Origin of the sequence: Arthrobacter mangrovi (genome assembly GCF_026011795.1) — a bacterium.
Taxonomy (GTDB): Bacteria; Actinomycetota; Actinomycetes; order Actinomycetales; family Micrococcaceae; genus Crystallibacter; species Crystallibacter mangrovi.
The window spans coordinates 37,698-51,133 of sequence record NZ_BRVS01000027.1; the positions used below are offsets into that span (position 1 = coordinate 37,698).

At 64.3% G+C, this 13,436-nt stretch carries 14 protein-coding genes; 9 read left to right on the plus strand and 5 right to left on the minus strand.

Annotation, left to right across the window (positions count from 1 at the left end; translation table 11 throughout):
* Window positions 1-78: 78 nt before the first annotated feature.
* Complete coding sequence (locus AHIS1636_RS17925) at window positions 79-621, minus strand: nuclear transport factor 2 family protein (RefSeq protein WP_309298631.1); 543 nt, start codon at window positions 619-621, stop codon at window positions 79-81.
* On the opposite strand from AHIS1636_RS17925, the gene AHIS1636_RS17930 reads away from it, so the two are divergent.
* On the plus strand, window positions 556-1,422 hold the full coding sequence (locus AHIS1636_RS17930; RefSeq protein ID WP_264797213.1) for a PaaX family transcriptional regulator: 867 nt from the start codon (window positions 556-558) through the stop codon (window positions 1,420-1,422). The two genes, AHIS1636_RS17925 and AHIS1636_RS17930, sit on opposite strands and share 66 nt — an antisense overlap.
* A 12-nt stretch (window positions 1,423-1,434) precedes the next feature.
* Here AHIS1636_RS17930 and AHIS1636_RS17935 read toward each other — a convergent pair whose 3' ends face one another.
* The 3 genes from AHIS1636_RS17935 to AHIS1636_RS17945 are packed head-to-tail and all read right to left on the minus strand — an operon-like array spanning window position 1,435 to window position 4,701.
* Window positions 1,435-2,796, minus strand: coding sequence for a carboxylesterase family protein (locus AHIS1636_RS17935; protein ID WP_264797214.1), 1,362 nt, complete (start codon window positions 2,794-2,796; stop codon window positions 1,435-1,437).
* 42 nt (window positions 2,797-2,838) lie between these two features.
* On the minus strand, window positions 2,839-4,071 hold the full coding sequence (locus AHIS1636_RS17940; RefSeq protein ID WP_264797215.1) for an acyl-CoA dehydrogenase family protein: 1,233 nt from the start codon (window positions 4,069-4,071) through the stop codon (window positions 2,839-2,841).
* A gap of 39 nt (window positions 4,072-4,110) precedes the next feature.
* Window positions 4,111-4,701, minus strand: a complete 591-nt coding sequence (locus AHIS1636_RS17945; RefSeq protein ID WP_264797216.1) for a cupin domain-containing protein — start codon at window positions 4,699-4,701, stop codon at window positions 4,111-4,113.
* Between the two features lie 217 nt (window positions 4,702-4,918).
* Here AHIS1636_RS17945 and AHIS1636_RS17950 point away from each other — a divergent pair, with 217 nt between their 5' ends.
* The 5 genes from AHIS1636_RS17950 to AHIS1636_RS17970 all read left to right on the plus strand — a co-directional run bounded on the left by AHIS1636_RS17950 (window position 4,919) and on the right by AHIS1636_RS17970 (window position 10,527).
* Window positions 4,919-5,446, plus strand: coding sequence for a flavin reductase family protein (locus AHIS1636_RS17950; RefSeq protein WP_264797217.1), 528 nt, complete (start codon window positions 4,919-4,921; stop codon window positions 5,444-5,446).
* A gap of 280 nt (window positions 5,447-5,726) precedes the next feature.
* Window positions 5,727-7,067 carry an MFS transporter gene (locus AHIS1636_RS17955; RefSeq protein ID WP_264797218.1) on the plus strand — a complete coding sequence of 447 codons (1,341 nt, stop codon included), beginning with the start codon at window positions 5,727-5,729 and terminating at the stop codon, window positions 7,065-7,067.
* 131 nt (window positions 7,068-7,198) lie between these two features.
* Window positions 7,199-7,648 carry a DUF3237 family protein gene (locus AHIS1636_RS17960; protein ID WP_264797219.1) on the plus strand — a complete coding sequence of 150 codons (450 nt, stop codon included), beginning with the start codon at window positions 7,199-7,201 and terminating at the stop codon, window positions 7,646-7,648.
* A gap of 1,161 nt (window positions 7,649-8,809) precedes the next feature.
* Window positions 8,810-9,313: an acyl-CoA thioesterase gene (locus tag AHIS1636_RS17965; RefSeq protein WP_264797220.1), complete on the plus strand. Its 504-nt coding sequence runs from the start codon at window positions 8,810-8,812 to the stop codon at window positions 9,311-9,313.
* Between the two features lie 329 nt (window positions 9,314-9,642).
* Window positions 9,643-10,527 carry a PaaX family transcriptional regulator gene (locus AHIS1636_RS17970; protein WP_264797221.1) on the plus strand — a complete coding sequence of 295 codons (885 nt, stop codon included), beginning with the start codon at window positions 9,643-9,645 and terminating at the stop codon, window positions 10,525-10,527.
* Between the two features lie 69 nt (window positions 10,528-10,596).
* Here AHIS1636_RS17970 and AHIS1636_RS17975 read toward each other — a convergent pair whose 3' ends face one another.
* Entirely contained in the window at window positions 10,597-11,013 is a 417-nt protein-coding gene (locus AHIS1636_RS17975; protein ID WP_264797222.1) for a RidA family protein, read from the minus strand.
* 140 nt (window positions 11,014-11,153) lie between these two features.
* On the opposite strand from AHIS1636_RS17975, the gene AHIS1636_RS17980 reads away from it, so the two are divergent.
* Genes AHIS1636_RS17980 through AHIS1636_RS17990 form a run of 3 tightly spaced genes read left to right on the plus strand, consistent with a single transcriptional unit; the run spans window position 11,154 to window position 13,382 of the window.
* Window positions 11,154-12,011: a fumarylacetoacetate hydrolase family protein gene (locus AHIS1636_RS17980; protein ID WP_264797223.1), complete on the plus strand. Its 858-nt coding sequence runs from the start codon at window positions 11,154-11,156 to the stop codon at window positions 12,009-12,011.
* Window positions 12,012-12,024: 13 nt separating this feature from the next.
* Window positions 12,025-12,507, plus strand: coding sequence for a cupin domain-containing protein (locus tag AHIS1636_RS17985; RefSeq protein ID WP_264797224.1), 483 nt, complete (start codon window positions 12,025-12,027; stop codon window positions 12,505-12,507).
* The gene (locus AHIS1636_RS17990) at window positions 12,504-13,382 is read left to right on the plus strand and encodes an acyl-CoA thioesterase (RefSeq protein WP_264797226.1); all 879 of its coding nucleotides are present in this window, start codon (window positions 12,504-12,506) and stop codon (window positions 13,380-13,382) included. The genes AHIS1636_RS17985 and AHIS1636_RS17990 overlap by 4 nt, the downstream gene beginning before the upstream one ends.
* The last annotated feature ends 54 nt before the right edge of the window (window positions 13,383-13,436 follow it).

Sequence of the window (13,436 nt, forward strand, 5' to 3'; positions counted from 1 at the left end):
TGATAAGGGGCGTTATGGGCCGAATATCAAGACAGTTTCAGACCCTGTAGGCCCTCCGGTGGGTTCAGCGGTTGGGACCTACCGTCGCCGGTTGTCGAGCGGCAGGCCTGCGTGCCCCACGAGCAGCCAGCCCTGATTGGTCTGGACCCAGGTGGCCAACACGCGGTTCTGCAGCCGAATCGTCTTGCCCTCGGCATTCAGCTCGGCGATGACGTCGCCCATCACCACGGCCGTTCCATCTGCGACCGTGATCGAATGGATGGGGTGCTCCACCCGGTTGTACGTGTACCGCCCTGCCTCCAGCTTCGAGAGATAGCTCTCGCGGGTCTCCGTCTCACCCGTCGCGTGCAGGAAGATGAGGTTCGGATGACACAGGAGAGCGAATCCCTCGGTATCTCCGTTCACCAGGCATCGATATCGCTGCTGTTCCAGACCTCGCACAATAACATCGGCACTGGAGGTATCAGGTGTCTCTCGGGTCATGGTCTCTCTCGGGTGCAGGCTGGATGATCGGCCTGTCGGCTGGGGCGGGCGACGGGTTGTACGCTGGTCAGCGTGGCCATTGCACTTGATGAGATAATCGCGGGCCGGGCCCCTGGGGAACACAGCCAGGCTGCCCATCACCGGTTCATTATCACTATATTCGGCGTGTATGGCCGTCCCGCAGGCCGGGCGTTGAAGGTGTCGACGGTCGTCGGTCTCATGTCTGTGCTGGGTTACGAGCCGGCCAGTGTACGCTCGTCCATCTCCCGCTTGAAGAAGAAGGGGGTACTGGTCCCTCAGGCGGTGGACGGTGCCGTAGGCTACGCCTTGGCTGAGGAGCTCGAGCCGCACATGATTATTGGAGACGAGCGGATCTTCTCCCCTCGGTCTCAAGGGGCCAATGAACCGTGGCTGATGGTCTCCTACTCCGTCCCGGAAGCCCAGCGGAAGAACCGGCAGATCATTCGCACCGGCCTGACACGCCTGGGCTTCGGGACTGTGGTTCCGGGGCTGTCGATTGCGCCGGCGCATCTTCGCGCTGAAGTGATGGAGTACATGACCAAGCACGGAGTCACGGAGTATGTGGACTACTTCGCCTCCGAGCCGATCGGGCCAGGGGGGATGCGGCAGCGGGTCGCCCAGTGGTGGAACCTCGAGAGCCTGGAGAGCCACTACCGGGAGTTCGTGGACCTTTATGAGCATGAGGTCGCGAAATGGTCTACTCACACCTCTACCGATCTGGTCTCCCTCCGGGCCGCCTTCCAGCTTTACATTCCGCTGCTGACGCATTGGCGGCGACTTCCGTATCTGGATCCGGGACTGCCCATCGAGTTCCTTCCCGACGGGTGGATGGGGATTAGAGCCCGGCGGGCGTTCACGGAGCTCCATCGTTCGATCGCGCCCCTCGCCGCGGCGTACGTCCGCCGGGAGATGGCCTGAGCGGTAACGTCCTTAGTGCTGCTGGCTGATGAAAGCGACGAGGGCGCCCATGGTGTCCTCCGAGATCCGCTCGAACTCTTCCTCGGTCACGCCGCGCAGCATGGGTGCATCCTGCCAAGCGGCCGCATTGCCGAACTGGAACGGCAAGTCGAAGCAGTGAGCGCTGTGAAGGTGCGGCAAAGGGCTGGCATGCACAAACGGGTCGACGACGGTAGTGACGCACGCCGCCTGCAGGCTTTGAGCGAACTCCGAGGGGAATCTTTGGAACTGCGACCAGGACGAGGCGTCCACGAGTTGTCGGTAGGGGCTCAGCCCCGAGTCGGCGCCCGTGAACCTGCCGCCCTGTACCAACCGATCCGGAAGGTCCTGAACGGCCCAGGTGCCCAGGTCGGCGTCCACCTGGTCCTGGGTGGCCTGGAGGTGTTGCGGTGAGTTCCAGAAGAACGCGGCCGATTCCTCCGCGGTCCATCGCAGGAAGACGGCCCGGGCATGGACCGCGGACGCTGCCCAGTCCGGGTCGAGCAGGGTCTCCGGCAGCCCTGGGGTCTGCACCGGCAGGTATCCGGCAGGTGCGTGGGACAGCGGGGGCCGGGTTTGTGTCTGCCTGCTCGCCTGCAGTGCCTGTGCTCCCGCGGAGAGCAGCAGGGACAGCGGTGCCTCTGCCGGGTCCTGCGGGCCCACGGCTTCGGTTGCCAGCTGGTGCACGTGCTGCTGGTGAAGCTGGCTCCACGGTGCACGGGTCCCCATGCTCAGGTGGGCCACCTGGTGGATCATGCCGCGGGTCCCGGGCAGGACGGAGAGCAGGTGGCCGTACCAGCCGCCAGCGGACTGGCCGACCAGCGTGATGTGTCCGGGGTCGCCGCCGAACCGATGGATCTGTTCCTGGACCCATTGCAGGGCCATGATCAGGTCTTCGGCCGGCAGGGGAAGTCCGATTCTGGACTGATCTCCCAGATGACCCAGAGCACCTAGGCGGTAGTTCACGGTGACCACCACGATGCCCCGGGCAGCGAGCCGGGCACCGTCGTACCACTCCTGAGCCCCTCCGCCGGTCATCCACGCGCCGCCATGTATGAAGACCATCACCGGGAGGCGGTCGGCGTCCTCAGGTGCCCAGACGTTGAGGAAGTGGGCGTTCTCGGACTGCGGATTGTCTCGGCCGGTGCCCATGAACGCGGCGAGCCGGCCGGGGGATTGAGGAAAGACCGGAACCTCGGCCAGACGCTGCACCTCGAGGCGTCCGCCGGCGGGCTGGGGGAGGGAGAATCGACGGTTCGTGCAGGCGTACCGAAGCCCCAGCCACGCCCGGACTCCCGTGCCGGTAGCAGTTTCCCGCAGGGTAGGGGAATCGTGTCGACCGAGAGTTCCGGTCATGATCTTTGTCCCTTCAATGGCCTCGAGGCCGGTCGGGTGTTCCTAAAGTTTGGTCGAGATGAAGGGAGTGTCTGTCAGGCCGTTGCCGTGCAGCTGGTAGCCCATGGGTGCGGTGATGGAGGCATGTCGGGTGCCCGTGTTGACGTCGCGCCACATCCGGCCCAGCAGACTGGTCTCGCCGAAGGAAGCGGTGCCGTGCAGCCAGCACAGGTCATTGACAGCATCTACCAGCGCGTGTCCGGCATGCCCGATGCCACCGCGGAACCGGGCACGCTCGGTCAGCGGTAGTGGCGTGTCGCCGCTGGCGGCGGCGTCGATGGCAGCGGCAGAACGCTGCAGCATCAGCAGCGCGGTGTCGATCTTCGCGCTGGCCTTGCCCAGATCCTGGACGAATGCGCCGGAGTCCGATGCCTTCTTGAAGTGGGTGTAAGTGATGCCGCGCTTATTCGCCCGCTCTCTCACGTAGTCCAGGGCGGCATAGGCTGCACCCACGGAGGATGACTGGATGGTGGTGGACATGGTCAGGTGCGGGGTGAGACGCCGCGCGAAGGTCTCATCGGCCTGCTGTTCGTATCCGCGACCCATCAGCTGCTCAAAGCTGATCACCCTGTGGTCTTCTACCCAGAGGTCCCGGGTGTGCATGGTGTTGGAACCGGTGCCGCGCATGCCGATGGTGAACCAGGTGTCCTCCACCTCGTATTCGCCGCGCTTCATCATGACGAAGCCGATCGGCGGGTTCTGCGGGTCGCCGCCCTCTTCATGCACGTACAGGATGCCGATGGCCCATTCGGAGTGGGAAATGTTGGAGGAGAAGGGCCACTTGCCCTGGATCCGCCAGCCGCCGTTCTCCCGGATGGCGGTGCCCTGCGGGCTGGCGAAGATCGAGGCCATCCGCACTGGCCCGCGAGCGAACACCTCATCAAGCAGGCTGTAGTCGAAGCGGTTCGCCAACATGACCGAGCCGTTGGAGATCACCGTGCACCAGGCAGCGGCCGGGTCGTAGTAGCCGATGGTGCGGGCGGCCTCCAGCAGCATGGAGGCTCCGCCCTCGTAGCCCCCGTACTTCTTCATGCAGGCGATCTTCATCGCGCCGATGGACTCCAAGGCCTCGATGGTTTCATCGCTCTGCACCCGGTTCCGGTCCGCGTCGACGGCGTTCTTGGCCAAAAGCGGACCGATCTCGTGAACGCGCTGAACCAGTTCATCGGTGACTTCCCGGGACGGGGGAGCGGCTTGACGAAGCGGGTTGGTGACCTGTTCCAGGATTTCAGTCATGATGTTCTTCCTTCTGGATGTGTGGAGGGTGGGAAGCGCTCAGGCCTTGGCCTGCCGGCGGGCCTGCTGCTTGGCTCGCGGGCTGTCCTCAGGAGGCAGCAGGGTGATCCCGTACTTCTCGCAGGCAACGTCCAGGCGCTCCAAGGTGGCCGGGTCCATGCGCCACCCGCGCTGCGGGCCGGGGTATTCGGCCGGAACGGAGACGTCCTCGAAGAACTTCTCCAGGCCGGCGGGCCCGCTGATGTTGAGCCAGCGGGACTCGACCTCGGAGGAGGCCTGGAAGATGTGGGGGACGTTCCTGGGCATCAGGATGCTGTCGCCCGGGCCCAGGGTGACCTCGGTGTCTTCGACCCAGAACGTGACTGACCCCTCGAGCAGGTAGAAAATCTCGTCCTCTCCGTTGTGCTCGTGGACGGGGGGCTCAGACCCGAGATACGCGTGGGTGTGGCTCAGCATGAACTGGCCGTTGGTCATCTCCGAGGTGATGATCGGCTGGACAAGGTTGCCCAGGAACCACAGGTTCTTCCTCTCGGCCGCGCGAATCACGTAGATCCGCTCCTCGTCGACCTCGCTGGCCTCGGCCGGGTAAGGGCTGGTCGATTTTGAGACCTGGGCAGTGTCAAGGGTCATGGATGGTCCTTCCATCGTCCGGCTGTGAACCACAGCACATCAAGATGTGTCAAAGCTAATACGGTCGATCAAATTGTGCAAGAAGAACTTCAGCACGGCCCTAAGTTGCAAAGTTATAGCGACCGCAACAATTTTGCTATACAGCGCAGCGGATCTGTGCAAAGCTGTTGCTCAGGTCACTTCCGCGGCCTCGAGATGACTTAGAAAGGATTTCGTCATGTCAATTGCCACCCTTCAGGACCCGCAGACCGCCATCGACCCGATGATGCTGCGTCAGACCTTCGGCCACTTCCCTTCGGGCGTCGCCGCCATCTCGGCGAGGGTGGAAGGGCAGGCCGAGGTCATGGTTGCCTCATCCTTCTCAGTGGGGGTCTCCCTGGATCCGGCCTTGGCCCTCTTCTCCGTGCAGAAGATTTCAAGTACGTGGCCCCGCATTGCCCGCGCCAAGCGAATCGGCGTGTCAATCCTGGCCGTTGATCAGGCTCGACTGTGCCGGCAGCTGGCCGGCAGGGACCGGGCCAGCCGGCTGGCCGGCGTGGATAGCCGCACGACCGAGGAGGGGGCCGTGTTGGTGAATGGCGCCGCTGCATGGTTCGACTGTTCGATCCATGCAGTCCACGAGGCCGGCGACCATGACGTCGTGATCTTCCAGGTCCATGACCTGGGCATGAGCCAGGACATTTCTCCGCTGGTCTTCCACGGGTCCAGGTTCACCGGCGTCGCCCCTTCTCCGGCGGACCGGTAAACCTCTCGTCGCCTGGATCCAAGCCCTGAACCCTGCCGCGGGAGCAGAGGGTCAAGTGGCCTAATGGAAACGATCGGAAAAAAGGGGATATACATGCGGCCCCACCTTATGGCAAGATGTGACCTGAAGCACGCAGGCTTCTCGTGCGAGGTCGGTCCAAGCAGGTTCAGCAGTCTCCGGACGCACCGCCGAGCCGACGACTTAGCCCTTCAAGGTAGCCCTCGCAATGTTCTCGTCGGACACGTCCTCCGTGCCGATCCACATTCCCAAAGGAACAAAGATGACCGAACTCACGCACTCCGTTGAGCCGCCTGTGCAAGGGACGGAACCGGCCGCGCTATCCCGATCGGAGAAGCGACGGGTGATCCTCGGGGTAGGCGTAGGTAACGCCCTCGAGTGGTACGACTGGACCGCCTACTCGATCTTCGCCGCCTACTTCGCAGGCCAGTTTTTCCTCGCCACGAACCCGTTGACGGCGCTTCTCGGGACGCTGGCCGTCTTCGCGGCCGGATTCCTCATGCGGCCGCTGGGAGGCCTCTTCTTCGGCTGGTACGCGGACCGTCACGGGCGACGTCGCGCGATGACGACCTCGATGCTCCTGACCGCCGGAGGCAGCCTGCTCATCGGTGTCTCCCCGACCTACGAGACCATCGGTCCGGCCGCTGCCGTCTTCCTCCTCGCGGGGCGCCTCCTGCAGGGTCTGGGGCACGGCGGTGAAGTGGTCTCCTCCTTCACCTATGTCACGGAGATGGCGCCTGCCAGCAAGCGCGGCGTGTGGGCTTCCTCCGTCTTCGTCTTCGTCACCATCGGCGTTATCGCCGCCACGCTGCTCGGAGCCGGCCTAACGAGCACATTCGGCCCCGACGCCGTGGGCGAATGGGGCTGGCGCCTGCCCTTCATACTGGGCGGGCTGCTGGGAATTTACGCGTTGTATCTCCGTCGCAGCCTGGATGAGACCCCGATGTTCAAGCGCCAGCGCGAAGAGCGGGCCGCCGTTGCGGCGCCGCGCGGCCGCGGGATGTGGGCGGAGATCTGGAAGCACCGCAAGGCCTGCCTCCGTATCCTCATCCTGTCGGCCGGCGGCGGCGTCATGTACTACGTCTGGGCCATCATGGCACCCGCGTTTGCGATGGGTCCCCTAAAGATGGAGCCTGGACCGGTCATGTGGGTCAGCACCGGCGCTAATCTCTTCTTGATCCTGTGCCTGCTGTTCTGGGGCCGAGTGTCCGATCGATTCGGCCGCAAGCTCAACTGGATCGTATTCGGCGTCGGGTCGGTCGTGATGATCATCCCGCTGTCCATGATCCTCACCGGTGGAGACGGGATCTGGCGGCTCGCGGTCTACATGGGCGTGGGAATGATCCTGGTCGCTGCCCCAACCGCCATCATGCCGGCCTACTTCCCCGAGCAGTTCCCCACGCATGTGCGTGCAGTAGGAATGGGTATGCCTTACTCGCTCGGTCTGGCACTGACCGGTGGCACCGCCCCGTATCTGCAGGCCTGGCTCTACTCACTCGGACAGCCGCGAGTGTTCGACTTCTACCTGATCGCCGTATGCGCGATCGTCCTAACGGTCACCCTGATGTCTCCCGAAACGCGAGGCAAGAAGCTGACGAACTGACCCCGACCGCATCGTCAGTATCACCTGTCGGCGCGTCCTGGACACCACGGTCTCCAGGACGCGTCGACACGCATCTCCACCCACTAACCATCGATGACCGGAATGCCGCCGGCATCCCGAAGAAGGTACTCATGATTGAAACACGCCCTCTCTTCTCACTGAACGTCCGTCTGGCCCCACCCCTGTCCATCGGAGGCGGAGCGGGCGAGCGTCGATTCATCTCCGTTCAGGGCGGCGAGGTCGAGGGCCCGGCCTTGGGGGGAGAAGTGCTGCCCGTGGGGGAGGACCTCCAGACTGTCAGGCCGGACGGGACGGTCGAGCTGGACATCCGGACCGTAATCCGGGCCTCCAGCGGACACCTCGTCTACCTCTCGGGGCGCGGACTCCGCCACGGCCCCCCGGAGACTCTCGCTCGCATAGCCGCCGGACACGAAGTCCCGCCGTCCGAGTACTACTTCAGGGAAACTCTGTACTTCGAGACACACGATCCTGAGCTCGAATGGCTGACCCGGTGCGCCGCCCTCGGCAAGGGACGACGCAACCGATCCACGGCGACAATCGACGTTTTCGAGGTTCTCTGACCGAGGCGACATCAATACACAGCTGACGCTCTAGACCATGCCGATGAATTCGACCATCACCATGAGACCATGGCGAGACGGTGCCGCTAAGAATGTTCCGCTCCGTGGATGCGCGGGTACACTGCGCAGCTACTTGGCGCATGCTCCACACTCCGTCTTGGATCATCCGACGTCCTGTTTACGGCAGGGCACACCCGATCACTTCCATCACTTCCGTGCGCGTGGTTCGGTTCGGGAAGCATCGGAGCGGGCACCTGCCGGGCTTGAGCCGCGGGCCCCACTGAGCTCTCAACCGAGCGTCACTTTGCGTCAGCAGCCAATGGGCCAGATGAGAGGACAAACAGGCCCCTGGTGCCAGTGCTTGACGCCCGTCTTTCCCGTGGAGACAGCACCTGAGCCCCGCAGCGTAAAGGTCTGCGTTTTGGGTGCGCACGTCACAACAAATCGGAATACGAAAGGCATCTTCATGGGAATCTAAGCAGATTGGAATATTCTGGTCGGCAGGGAGGTGCGGGTTTAGAATGATGGCCGCACCATCCGGACCGGTCACGTTGAAGCCCTAAGCGTCACTGCAGACGCGCTCTGGATCGCAGCCCACGGGGTCGAACCGCGGACCCTATATGAGAAGCCCCAGGGCTATATTGTCCTGTCGGTCTCCGAGCAGACTGGGGCAGCCCGTGGGCACAGCGCTGAGGTCCTCGTCGAACTCAGGGTCAACGACCGGGCCACCATGGACCGCTGCCTCGACACCGCAGTCGGCCGTATCATCGCACGCGCTGCGCGGGACCCTAGGCACGGCATTCCGGTAACCCGTCTGACAGACGGCACTTCACAGTCGAGCTAACCGATGAGGTCCCCTTTGACTACACCCAAGCGCTCGATACCCGGAACAGGTCGTTCTGACCTGTAGCCCGCGGCATTCACTATTTCGCTGCGTACTTCGCGAACTCGATACCAGCCCACTGACCGGCGCTTGCTGTAGCGGCCCAGAAGGCACTGCGACTGCAACAAGCCTTTTGATGTGCATGACGGTGGCGACCTAAAGGGCATTCGAAACTTTTGATTGAGTGTTGTAGCCGATCGTCATTTTAGCGACATATGATGGAAGGGCCGCCGAGCGGGCTAATCAGCGGTGGGGATACTGCGATGGAGAGGAGAGCGGTGGACGCGCAGGTGGACGAGAACGAAGCTATGTTCCTGGCGGGCGCCAGCATAGAGCGGACCGTCGAGTGGGCCGACACCGACGCGGCCGGCCACCAGCACAACTCAGCCATCATGCGCTGGGTTGAGGCGGCCGAGGCCCAGCTGTTCCGCCGATTGGAACTACCGGACTACTTTCCTAGTGCTCCCCGCGTGCAACAGGTCATCAACTATCGTGCCAAGCTGTGGTTCGGCCAGCGCGTCACTGCGACCTTGCAGGTTCAGAATATCGGGCGCACATCAATGACCTTCGCGTTCGAAGTCCACGGCCAGCCGCACGAAAAGTCGCCCGGCGGCCTCGCGGCCTTTGGGACCTTCACTACCGCCCATGTTCCCCATGGGGCCAATAATGCGGAACCCTGGCCAGCGCACATTCGCGCCGCCATCGCCACTCCGCGGCCGTCCCTGTCTGAACCACAACCCGCACCGCCAATTTCTACAGACTGTTTTCAGATGCTTCCGTAGAAGGACTTCATGCGAGGCGGTACGGGCAGATGCTCGTACGGATCGGCGTCGTGCACACTCATCAGGGGTGCAGCCTGATGAACCCAGTCACTGGGATTAGGCGCTTGAACCAAGAGCCGCCCCCCATGATCGTTTGGATAGCGGACACCCCACTTGGCCGCGGTCGCGAGCTGGGTCCGCGGACTACGAGAGAAACGGCTCTTAATTGACAAGGGAACCGCTTCCGGCGGCGCATGGCGACTGGCGGAAGCCTTCAAGGGCCACTGAGCGCAGCTGGGTCCGTGCCCCTAAAATAGGTTCTGATGCAGGCAACAAGGGAAGAAGCGAGAATGCCAACGGTGATTGCGGTTCCAAGGCCGCCGCTGAGGCACCAGCAGCTGATCCTGACGATTTATGGGCTTTACGGGAGGCGCGGGGGCGGGCCGTTGCCGGTCTCGGTGCTGATAGACATGCTCGCCGACCTCGGTCATGATGCCCCTGGGGTGCGCTCGGCGGTGTCGAGGTTGAAGGCCAAGGGCGTGCTCAACAGCGTCAAATCCGGCGGAGTGGCAAAGTACGAGCTGTCACCGCGCTCGCTCGAGATGGTCAACGAGGGCGACGAACGGATCTTTGCCCCGTACCGCGGATCGCCCGGAGGCCAGTGGGTGCTGGCGATATTCTCGGTTCCTGAGTCGATGCGGGACCGGCGGCACCAGTTGCGCACCGAACTGACGCGGCTGGGCTTCGGGTCGATGGCGGCAGGCGTGTGGATCGCTCCCGCTGGTGTGCGTGAGGGCGCGAAGCGGCGGCTGGCCTCCCGCGGCTTGGCAGATTATGTCGAATTCTTCACGGGTGATTACGCCGCCGAAGGGGATATGCGCGAGCGGGTCGCCCAGTGGTGGGATCTGGAGGCCCTGGGCGACCAGATCCGCGAATTCATGGACTACTACAGGAACGCTCTGGCCGATTGGTCCGGCTTGGTGGGCGGGGATCCGGAGATAGCCCTGGCCGAGTCTTCGCCGGAATTGCGCCGGGACGCCTTCCGCTACTACGTGCCGATGCTCACGCTGTGGCGCCGGCTGCCGTACCGCGATCCCGGTCTGCCCCTGGAGTACCTGCCCGAGGGCTGGCAGGGGCCCGAGGCGCGGCGCATTTTCTTCGGGACGCATGATCTGATCGCGCCCCTGGCCGAGGCCCACGCGATGTCGCTGGTCACTAAGGCCGAGGCTGCCTAGTCTCTGGCAACGCCGATAGCGGCCCGGCCGGCAGTGCCGGCCGGGCCGCTGTGGGCTGGAATAGGATTTCTAGCGGTCCTGGATTACTGCCACGCCCTGGATCTCGATCAGGGCTTCCTTTTGCCAGAGGCGGCTGACGCCGATTCCCGCCATGGCGGGGTACTCGGTTCCGGCCATCTGGCGCCAGAGCTTGCCGATCTCCCGGCCGTTCGCCATGTAATCGTCCACGTCCGTGAGGTAAATGGTCACGCTGACCAGGTCCTCGGCACGGCCGCCGGCCTCTTCCAGGGTGGCCAGGACGTTGGAGAAGGCCTGCTTGAACTGCTCCACGATGCCGCCGGGAACGATGTTCATGTCCTTGTCCAGCGCGGTCTGTCCGCCGAGGTAGACCGTGTTGCCGGCGAGGACGCCGTGGGCGTAGCCGGAGGGCTTGGGCAGTGACTCGGGGTTGATGGTCCGGTTGCCGACTGCGGTCTGGTTGCTCATTGCTGCCTCCTTGGCATTGGTGTGGCTGGTTTCACAATTTTTCGAAAAATGCTCTGTGCAGATCCTTCCGACCGTGCTACGTTGAGCATATGTGACGGCCGTAAAAAAGTCGACACATCTGAACAAGGGAGATCGAAAACGTGAAACTGGCCACCTTGCGCACCGGTGCAGCAACAACGACGGCGGCAGTCCAGACGGGTGCGGAAACCTACCTGCCGCTGCCCGCCAGTGACGTCGGCGCCCTGCTTGCGGACCCGGCTTGGCGGGCGCGTGCAGAGGAAACGATGCGCTCTGCCCCGGCCTCCGCCGTCGTGCAGGTTTCCCGCACACAGCTGGCGCCGCTGCTGCCGCACGCCGGCAAGGTGATCTGCTGCGGCCTGAACTACGGCGACCACATCCAGGAGATGGGGCGGGAGCTGCCGGAATACCCGACACTGTTCGCCAAGTTTGCCGACACGCTGGCCGGCCCCGCGGACGAACTCGCGGTGCACGGCAGCGGCCGGGTTGATTGGGAAGCCGAGCTGGCCGTGGTGGTGGGAGCCACCCTCACCTGTGCGGATGAAGCCGAGGCCGCGGCGGCGATCGCCGGCTATACCGTGGCCAACGACGTCTCCATGCGCGACTGGCAGAACCGGACCCTCCAGTGGTTCCAGGGCAAGGCCTTCGACGCGAGCACTCCGGTCGGTCCGGTGCTGGCCACCGCCGACGAGTTTGACGGCAGCGGCTTCGAAGTCCGCGGTTACGTCAACGGAGAGCTGGTCCAGCGGGGCCACACCCGGACGCTGGTGTTCGGTCCGGCGAAGCTGCTGTCCTACATTTCGCAGTTCACGACGCTGCGCCCGGGGGACCTGGTCCTGACCGGCACGCCCGGCGGAGTGGGCATGGGGATGAAGCCGCCGCGCTTCCTGCAGGACGGCGACGTCCTCACGACCGAAATCGACGGGATCGGCCGGCTGGAAAACCGCATGCTGATCAACCAACCGGCACTGACCAACTGAGAAGGAGCACGACATGACCGAGACAGCCACCGAATACCGCACCGAGGGCGATAACTCCAGCTATACCGGAGCCGACGGCAAGGTGGTGCCTGTGGTGACCCGCGGCGGCGCCGAGGACACCAACACGGCCCAGTCGGGGGACTGCGTGCGGGTGTCCGGTGTGAGCATCCAGCACACTCCGGCCACCAAGATCTGGTTCGGCCAGGTCTCTAATGTCCCCGGCTACCGCTCGCTGCCGCATCACCATGGCGAGGCCGAGACCGGCGGCTACGTGCTGCGCGGCCACGGCCGGATCTATTTCGGTGAGAACTACTCCGAATTCATCGACATGAAGGCCGGCGACTGGGTGTTCGTGCCGCCATTCATGCCGCACGTGGAGGCGAATATGTCGGTCACCGAGGAACTGGTCTGGCTGACTGCCCGCACGCCGGAGAACATTGTGGTCAACCTTGAGGACGTAGCCGACGAGACCCTGGAAGGATACCGCCGGGCATGAACACGATGACGGGCACCTTGACGGCCGAAACCTTCCTGCGCGCCATCGACCTGGAGGCCGTCGAGCCGCAGGTCTTCGACGAGGCCTACGAAGCCACCACGCAGTACGTCCCGTGGCCCAAGGCCTACGGCGGCGACATGGTGGCCCAGTCCGCGGCGGCCATGATGCGCTCCGTCGGCGCGGACCGCCAGCTGCATTCGATGCACAGCTACTTCATGCGCCCGGTCGATATCGGTGCTGTGGTCCGCTACGAGGTGGAGAACCTGCGCGACGGCCGCGGCTATTCCACCCGCAGCGTGCGCGGCTACCAGGGCGGTAAGGCAGTGTTCGCAGCCATGGGCTCTTTCCAGGTGCCTGAGGAGGGGCCTGAATTCCAGGCGGAAATGCCCGCCGCCGTGGAACCCGAGTCACTGCGCAGCGCCGCTGAAGCATTGAACGGCATCGAGGGCGACGCCGCGGCTTACTGGTCCGCTGGCCGCAGCTTCGACATGCGCCACGTTCCCGGCCCCGTGTACGTGGAGGTCGAGGGCGAACAGGTCCCGCAGCAGGCCGTCTGGGTTAAGGCGTTCGACCGGCTGCCCGACGGCGCCGACCTGCACCGCACGGCGCTGGCCTACGTCTGCGACTACACCATCCTGGAGCCGATCCTGCGGGCGCACGGCAACTATTGGGCGGAGCCCGGACTGGCGACCGCAAGCCTGGACCACTCCATGTGGTTCCACCGCGAGGGCCGCGCGGACGAGTGGGTGCTCTACGCCCAGGAAGCCGTTTCCGGACAACGCAACCGGGGACTGGCCACCGGCCGGTTCTTCGACCGCTCCGGCCGCCTGCTGGCCACCGTCGCTCAAGAAGGCATGATCCGCGCCGCACGCTGAGCCTCGCGGCGGCATCCACCGTCGGCGATGCCGCCCAAGCCCCGCGGCCCGCCC